Origin of the sequence: Synechococcus sp. R55.8, assembly GCF_047461895.1 — a bacterium.
GTDB lineage: Bacteria > Cyanobacteriota > Cyanobacteriia > Thermostichales > Thermostichaceae > Thermostichus.
In genome coordinates this window covers 1-7,910 of sequence record NZ_JANSIB010000119.1, presented here as the reverse complement: position 1 = coordinate 7,910, position 7,910 = coordinate 1, and the positions used below count along the sequence as shown (strand labels likewise).

Here is a 7,910-nt window from a genome sequence, read left to right as displayed (position 1 = left end):
CCTCCCGACACCGACCCTACGGGTACAGTGCGGGGCTCCTGCAATTTCTAGCTGACCTTTGTCTAATGAGCCGCCGCAAGAAGCTGATTGAAGTTGCCCTGCCCCTCGAAGCCATCAATCTGGAATCGGCTCGCGAGAAATCCATCCGCCATGGTCACCCCAGCACCCTACATCTCTGGTGGGCGCGGCGACCCCTAGCAGCCTGTCGGGCAGTGCTCTGGGCTTCCCTGGTCGATGACCCTTCCAGTTGGCCGGACAAGTTCCCCACCGAGGCCGACCAAGAGCGAGAGCGGCAGCGGCTGTTCAACATCCTGGGCCGCATCGAGAACGAACAAGGGAAGCGAGTAGTGCGGGGTCTGGTGTCCTGGGATGACGTGAACGATCCCAACTCCGGCGTGCTGGAGGCAGCGCAGCGAGAAATTGCCCGATGTCTAGCCTGGGATCGAGGAGAAGAGCCCCCTACGGATCCGGCAGCCGTTAGAGAATACATCGCCAAGTACGCGCCGCCCGTTTACGATCCCTTTGCCGGTGGCGGATCCATCCCGTTGGAAGCGCAGCGCTTGGGGTTAGAGGCCCATGCCAGCGATCTCAACCCGGTGGCGGTGCTGATCAACAAGGCATTGATCGAGATTCCGCCGAAGTTTAAGGACAAGGCCCCCATCAACCCTGAAGATCGGGCTAAGAAGCATATCTCAGCCTGGCGGGGTGCCCAAGGATTGGCAGCAGATGTCCGGTATTACGGGGCTTGGATGCGGGAACAAGCCTTTGAGCGCATTGGACATCTCTATCCTCCCTGTTCAAACCCCTTAGGCACAGAGGAGTTGACGGTGATTGCCTGGTTGTGGGCGCGGACGGTGACCTGTCCAAATCCAGCCTGCCGCTGTCAGATGCCGTTGGTGCGATCGTTTCAGCTTTCGACGAAGAAGGGGAAAGAGGCTTGGGTAGAGCCGGTGGTGGTGAATGGGGGAGAGAACGCTTCTGCTCCCTCGATCCGGTTTGTGGTCAAGTCAGGTAAGGGTCAAGCGCCAGAAGGAACCGTAGGCCGCAAAGGAGCACGCTGCATTGCCTGCGGAACGCCTGTGCCGCTGGAGTACATCCGCAAAGAGGGCCGCGCCGGACGTATGGGAGCGCAACTGATGGCCATAGTGGCAGAGGGGCCAAACGGCAGAGTGTACCTGGATCCCACCCCAGAGCACGAGGCAATTGCCAATTCAGCTCAACCCACTTGGAAACCAGATGCCAATTTACCCCATAATCCAAGGGATTTTAAGACTCCCAACTATGGGATGAGGAAAATCTCAGATCTCTTCACCCCTCGGCAACTGGTGGCCCTCACCACCTTCTGCGACTTGGTATCGGAAGCACGGGAAAAGGCCATTTCCGATGCCAAGGTGCTACGCACCGCTGACGCGACCGCCGCCGGACTCCCCGATGACAACGTGCCCTTGGCTGAGGGTGGAACAGGAGCTAGAGCCTATGGAGAGGCGATTAGCGTTTATTTGGCGTTTGCTGTGGATAAGACGACAGACTATCACTCTGGTCTTTGTAGCTGGCACTCAGGGCGCGATACGATTCGCAATACTTTCGGAAGACAAGCCATTCCAATGGTTTGGGATTTTGCAGAAGCAAATCCCATGAGTGATTCAACAGGAAACTTCAATGGTGCGATTGATTGGGTTGTTAAAGTTCTTGAAAACGCGCTTCCCAATTCTCTTGCTCAAGTCACCCAACATGACGCAACAGCCCCTCACCTTCAGGACACTATCCCAAAAATTATCTCCACTGATCCTCCCTACTATGACAACATTAGCTATGCCGATTTATCAGACTTCTTCTATGTTTGGCTGCGCCGTTGTCTCAACTCTGTATACCCCGATCTTTTTAGCACTCTTTTGGCTCCCAAGGATCAAGAGTTGGTAGCTACTCCCTACCGTTTTAGTGGAGACAAGCAAAAGGCTAAAGAGTTCTTCGAGGCAGGATTAAGTAAGGCTTTTAACCGAATTCGCGGCATTTCTCATGCCGATTACCCGCTCACGGTTTACTACGCCTTTAAGCAAACGGAAGAAGACACCTCTCCCCAAGGACAAGGGGAAGATGAAGAGGATGATGACACGGACAAGCCTATCCCCCTCTCCCGTACTGGTAGGGGAGCCAGGGGTGAGAGCCCAGAGCGCATGAGTGGCCGAGTCTTTACGGGTTGGGAAACCATGCTCGAAGGCTTGATCAGGGCTGGGTTCACCATTGACGGCACTTGGCCTCTGCGAACCGAACTCGCTAACCGCATGATTGCATCTGGCACTAACGCCCTCGCTTCCTCCATCGTTCTAGTCTGCCGTCCTCGTCCTGCCGATGCGCCCAAGGCTACCCGTCGCCAATTCCTTGCCGAACTGAAGCGCGAGCTGCCTGAGGCTCTCAAGCTTCTGCAGCAGGGCAGCATTGCTCCTGTGGACTTGGCCCAAGCCAGCATCGGCCCCGGCATGGCCATCTATTCCCGCTACGCTGCAGTTTTGGAAAGCGATGGCTCGCCCCTGACCGTCCGCACTGCCCTGCAGCTGATCAACCAGTACCTAGATGAATATCTCAGCGAACAAGAAGGGGAACTCGATGAGGGCAGCCGCTGGGCCACCACTTGGTTTGCCCAATATCAATTTGAGCCAGGCCCCTACGGGGAAGCAGAAGTCCTCAGCAAGGCCAGAAACGTCAGCATTGAGTCCCTTGAGGAACTTGGGATCCTAGAAGCCAAGGCCGGCAAGGTGCGGTTGTTGAGAAGAGAGGAAATAGCCCAGAGAAAAGAAAAGGGAGCAGATTCCCTCTCCTTGCTCCTTGCTTCCTCCGCCTGGCTCATCACCCAGACCCTCATCCACACCCTCGATCGGAAAGGAGAAATGGAAGCCGCCGCTCTCCTGGCTGCCTTGGGAGATAGAGGTGCGGTTGCCCGCGATCTGGCCTATCGGCTCTATACCCTCTGCGAAAAGAAAGGCTGGACTCAAGAAGCCCTAGCCTATAACACTCTCGTCATTGCCTGGCCGGAAATTAACCGGCTAGCATCCGAAATGAAGAAAAAGCAGCATGATCCTTTCCAGCCCAGCTTGCTTTAGCCCCCTACCTCTGGGGGAAGCAAAGCCTAAAAGACCTCAGACCCAACCAGACGATGGTCACCCTCCAGCTTCGACAACTCACCATCCCACCCGGCCAGCGCCTGCTGATTCACAATCTGAATTGGTTAGACTTTGAAGCCATCCTAGATGAGCTGGGCGAAAAGCGAGCCAGCCGTATTGCCTACAGCGATGGGATATTGGAAATCAGAATGCCCTCACCCAAGCATGAGCGAGAAAAATCCATCATTGGAGACATTGTCAAAATCTTGCTAGAGGAACTGGAAGTTGACTGCGAATGTTTTGGGTCAGCTACCTTCAAACAGCAAGCAATGAACTACGGGATCGAACCTGATGAATGCTTCTATATCCAAAATCACCAGGCCGTGATTGGCAAAGATCGGCTGGATCTATCTGTTGACCCGCCTCCGGATCTGGCCATCGAAGTGGATGTTACTTCCAAAACCCAGATTGAGGCTTACACCCGCCTAGGAGTGCCCGAACTTTGGGTTTATCAAGGCAACCAGCTAACCATCTACATCCTGCAATCCGGCCAATATCAGGCTTCTGCCACCAGCCCAACCTTTCCTCAGCTACCGATTTTAGAGTGGGTGCCAGAAGTCTTGGCCCAAAGTCGAGATCTGGGTAGAAGTCCAGCCCTTCGTGCCCTTCGCCAAAAAATACGCTCCATCTTAGGGAATTAATACGAGCCATAGGCCACGTACTCTGAGAGTTTTGCCCAAAGAAGATGATGCTTGCCCTCAACCTGCAACCGGCTTTGAATTTAACCGATGAAGTTTTCGAACAGCTTTGCCGGCAAAATCCTGAGCTGCGCCTGGAACGCACTGCCCAAGGAGAACTGATTGCCATGGCCCCTGCAGGCAGCGAAACTGGATTCCGCAATGCCGACCTGCTGGGCCAACTGTGGCAGTGGAATCGAGGCAAGAACTTAGGTTTTGTCTTTGACTCTTCCGCGGGCTTTGCCCTGCCCAATGGGGCCATCCGCTCTCCCGATGCCGCTTGGATTGCCAAAGAGCGCTGGCAGCAGCTTACCCCGGAGCAGCGTCGTCGCTTTGCTCCTCTTTGCCCCGACTTTGTGCTGGAACTGAAGTCCCCCACTGACGAGCTGGCTATCCTTCAGGCCAAGCTGCAGGAGTACCTAGACAACGGATCCCAACTGGGCTGGCTGATCGATCCAGAAAGCCAGCGGGTTTACGTCTACCGCCCAGGTCAGCTGGTGCAAGTTTTGGAGCGGCCTACTAGCTTGTCTGGGGATCCGGTTCTCCCTGGCTTTGTTGTGGATCTCACTTTAATCTGGAAATAATCGACCCACCCCCTAACTTCAATTTCATTCAATCACTTATGGCTATCAGCAACCACGAACGAGTTGGACGCGCCCTCAACCTTCTGCGGCAGGGGCTTTATCCTTTTGTCGTGCGGGAGATGCAAGCCTTCCATGGAGAGAAGTGGCTGACAGTTGTCGCCGACAACCTGCCCGAGAGCTCTCCCAAATTCAAAAGTCCTGAGCAGATCCTGGAGGAAGATGTTTTGGCGCTGCTGACTCTCATGTGGGAGCAGTGGAACACCGTCTTCAGGCAAACTCTGGGACAAGCGGAGCGCACCCTAGTCAGCGAGCTGCGCAATACCCGCAACACCTGGGCCCACACCTGCACTTTTGGTTTTGACGATGCCTATCGCGCCCTCGATAGCGTTGCCCGACTGCTGAGCGCCATTGCTGCCCCCCAAGCTGCCGAAGTTGAAAAACAAAAACAAGAGCTACTGCGACTGCGCTTCGAAGAACAGGCCAAGCGGGAAAGCCGTCGCGCTATGGGATCCCCTACAGAAGGTCAGCCCCAGGCTGGCCTCAAGCCCTGGCGCGAGGTTGCCACTCCCCACCCCGATGTGGCTTCAGGTCGCTTCCAACAAGCCGAATTTGCCGCCGATCTTTGGGAAGTCTACCTGGGCGAAGGTTCGGATGAGTACCGGGATCCCGTCGAGTTCTACCGCCGCACCTACCTTACCGAGGGATTGCAACAACTGCTCACCAATGCCCTGAAGCGCCTCAGCGGCCAAGGGGGGGATCCCGTGATAGAGTTGCAGACCAACTTTGGCGGCGGCAAAACCCACGCCATGCTTGCCCTCTACCACCTCTTTGGAAGAGGGGCTAGGGGTGAGGGCCCCCTACCCGGCACAGAGTCTCTTCTCCAAGCCGTCGGCCTGCAGAGACCACCTCAAAACGTCAGGATAGCCGTCCTGGTGGGGAACAAGCTCCAGCCCAGCGGCATTCCCTCCTACAAGCCTGAGCACGCCCAGCAAAACCGCCCCCTGATCCGCACCCTTTGGGGGGAGTTGGCCTGGCAACTGGGAGGTGCCGAAGGCTATGCGCGGGTGCAGCAGGCCGACGCAACTTCCACCAACCCCGGCGATGCGCTTAAAGTCTTGTTCAACCGCTATGCCCCTTGCCTGATCCTAATCGATGAGTGGGTGGCCTATGCTCGCCAACTCCACGACAGCCCTGACCTAGCCGGCGGCAGTTTCGACACCCAGTTTACCTTTGCCCAAACCCTGAGCGAATCGGCCAAGAACGCAAAAGATACACTGCTGGTGGTGAGCCTTCCTTCTTCGGATATCGAAATTGGCGGGGAGCGGGGCAAAGAAGCTCTGGTTCGCCTGAGAAATGCCATTGGCCGGGTGGAATCCCCTTGGCGGCCCGCGAGCGCTGAAGAAAGCTTTGAAATTGTCCGCCGCCGCCTGTTTCAGCCCCTCACCAATCCCGAGCTATTTGTGCAGCGGGATGCCGTGGTGAAAGCGTTCATGGATCTCTATCGCAGCCAAAGCCAGGAATTTCCCAGCGAGTGCAAAGAAAGTGACTACGAACGCCGCCTCAAGGCTGCTTATCCCATTCACCCAGAGCTGTTTGACCGCCTTTACTCCGACTGGTCTACTCTCGACAAGTTTCAACGCACCCGCGGTGTGCTACGGCTGATGGCCAGGGTCATCCACACCCTCTGGGAGCGAAATGACCGCAGCCTGATGATCCTGCCCGCCCACATCCCCATGGACGATCAACAGGTACAAGCAGAGCTGACCCGCTACCTAGACGACAACTGGCTGCCGGTAATCGACAAAGACGTGGATGGCCCCACTTCCCTGCCCCTGACTCTCGACCGAGATCACCCCAACCTGGGCCGGTATTCCGCCTGTCGCCGGGTTGCCCGCACCATCTACATGGGATCCGCCCCCACCCTGCGGGCCGCCAACCGCGGCATTGAGGAGCGCCGCATCAAGCTGGGCTGCGTGCAACCGGGAGAACACCCCATCACCTTCGGCGATGCCCTGCGGCGGCTATCCGACCAGGCAACTTACCTATACGGAGATGGCAGTCGCTACTGGATTTCCACCCAGCCCAACGTCAACCGCACTGCTCAGGAGCGAGCCGAGCAACTGTTGAGGGACGAGCCCCACACCCTCTGCCAAGAGATCATCCGGCGCCTCAAAGCCGACAGAAATCGCGGTGAGTTCAGCGCCGTTCACGTTGCCCCCGACTCCACTGCCGATATTCCCGACGATCCCACTTTAGGCGTGCGGCTGGTGATCCTGCATCCTCAGTATTCCCATAGCCGGGGTAGCCAGGATAGCCCTGGGCGAGTCTGGGCTGAGCAGGCCCTCCAGCGTCGCGGCAGCGGCCCCCGCTACTACAGGAACATGCTGCTGTTTTTGGCGCCCGACAAAACCCGCCTGGAAAGCCTAGAACGCAATACCGCCCAATACCTAGCTTGGAAAGGGATCCTGGAAGACAAAGATCTCCTCAACCTAGATGCCTTCCAAACCGCCCAAGCCAATACCAAGCTGCACCAATCCGAGGCTGCTGTTGAGGCTGCTCTGCGGGAAACCTATCAATGGCTGCTGATCCCAGCCCAGCCTGATCCCCAAGGCAGTCTAGAGTGGAAAGAATGCCGACTGCAGGGGCAAGATTCCCCCATTTTGCAAGCCAGCCGCAAAGCTGTCCACGAGGGGGATCTGGTTACCGCTTACTCTGCCATCACCCTCCGCCTGGATACGCTGGATAGATTCCTCTGGCGCGAGGCTGATCACATCGATCTCAAACGACTGTGGGAATGCCTGGCCCAGTACCTCTACCTACCCCGCTTGAAAGACCCATCCGTCCTTCTAAGAGCTGTAGAAGACGGGGTAGCCTCAACTGCTTGGGAGGATAGCTTTGCCTACGCAGAGGCCTTCGATGAGTCCAAAGGCAAATACCTCGGCTTGCAAGTGGCAGCCATAGTCAAGCCCAGCATCGGTTCCAACAGCCTGCTGGTCAAGCCAGAGGTTGCCCGCCGTCAATTGGAAGCCCTTCAAGTTCCTTCCCCAAAGGCGCCCTGCATCTTCCCAGACAGCACTCCGCCTCTTCCTGGCCCCAGCGAGGAGGATTCCCCAGTTACGAATCAAGGAAATCAAGTTTCCCAGCCGGCGTTGCCGAGGCGATTTTACGGCAGGGTGGAAATGGATCCCCTGCGGGTCAACAGAGATGTTGCAACCCTTGCCGACGAGGTCATCCGGCACCTGACCAATCTGCCAGGAGCCACTGTCAAAATTACCCTGGAAATCGACGCGGAAATACCGGAAGGCTTACCGGAGAGCGTGAGGCGCACGGTAGCGGAAAACTGCCGAACCTTAAAGTTCTGCACCCTGGAGTTCGAGGACAATCCGCATAGTCATTTTTAAGCGGGAATGAAACTTTTTCCTTAGCATTGTGCACTAGCTGATACATTCACGCTGAACTCTCCTGAACATGGTTCAGGAAAGAAGCGATCG

Annotated in this window: 4 protein-coding genes; all 4 read left to right on the top strand. The window is 56.6% G+C overall.

Features of this window, described 5'->3' with window-relative positions; genetic code table 11:
• Positions 1 to 65 precede the first annotated feature (65 nt).
• The 4 genes from NW829_RS11010 to NW829_RS10995 are packed head-to-tail and all read left to right on the top strand — an operon-like array spanning position 66 to position 7,820.
• On the top strand, positions 66 to 3,098 hold the full coding sequence (locus NW829_RS11010) for a DUF1156 domain-containing protein (protein WP_414417082.1): 3,033 nt from the start codon (positions 66 to 68) through the stop codon (positions 3,096 to 3,098).
• Between the two features lie 53 nt (positions 3,099 to 3,151).
• Positions 3,152 to 3,799, top strand: coding sequence for a Uma2 family endonuclease (locus NW829_RS11005; RefSeq protein ID WP_414329080.1), 648 nt, complete (start codon positions 3,152 to 3,154; stop codon positions 3,797 to 3,799).
• 47 nt (positions 3,800 to 3,846) lie between these two features.
• Positions 3,847 to 4,419: a Uma2 family endonuclease gene (locus NW829_RS11000; RefSeq protein ID WP_414414105.1), complete on the top strand. Its 573-nt coding sequence runs from the start codon at positions 3,847 to 3,849 to the stop codon at positions 4,417 to 4,419.
• Positions 4,420 to 4,457: 38 nt separating this feature from the next.
• A complete protein-coding gene (locus NW829_RS10995) occupies positions 4,458 to 7,820 on the top strand; it encodes a Swt1 family HEPN domain-containing protein (protein ID WP_414417081.1) in 3,363 nt (1,120 codons plus the stop codon).
• The last annotated feature ends 90 nt before the right edge of the window (positions 7,821 to 7,910 follow it).

Excerpts from the sequence above, each read along its gene's own strand:
- NW829_RS11010 (WP_414417082.1), top strand. The coding sequence starts at position 66 with ATGAGCCGCCGCAAGAAGCTGATTGAAGTTGCCCTGCCCCTCGAAGCC.
- NW829_RS11005 (WP_414329080.1), top strand. The coding sequence starts at position 3,152 with ATGGTCACCCTCCAGCTTCGACAACTCACCATCCCACCCGGCCAGCGC.
- NW829_RS11000 (WP_414414105.1), top strand. The coding sequence starts at position 3,847 with ATGCTTGCCCTCAACCTGCAACCGGCTTTGAATTTAACCGATGAAGTT.
- NW829_RS10995 (WP_414417081.1), top strand. The coding sequence starts at position 4,458 with ATGGCTATCAGCAACCACGAACGAGTTGGACGCGCCCTCAACCTTCTG.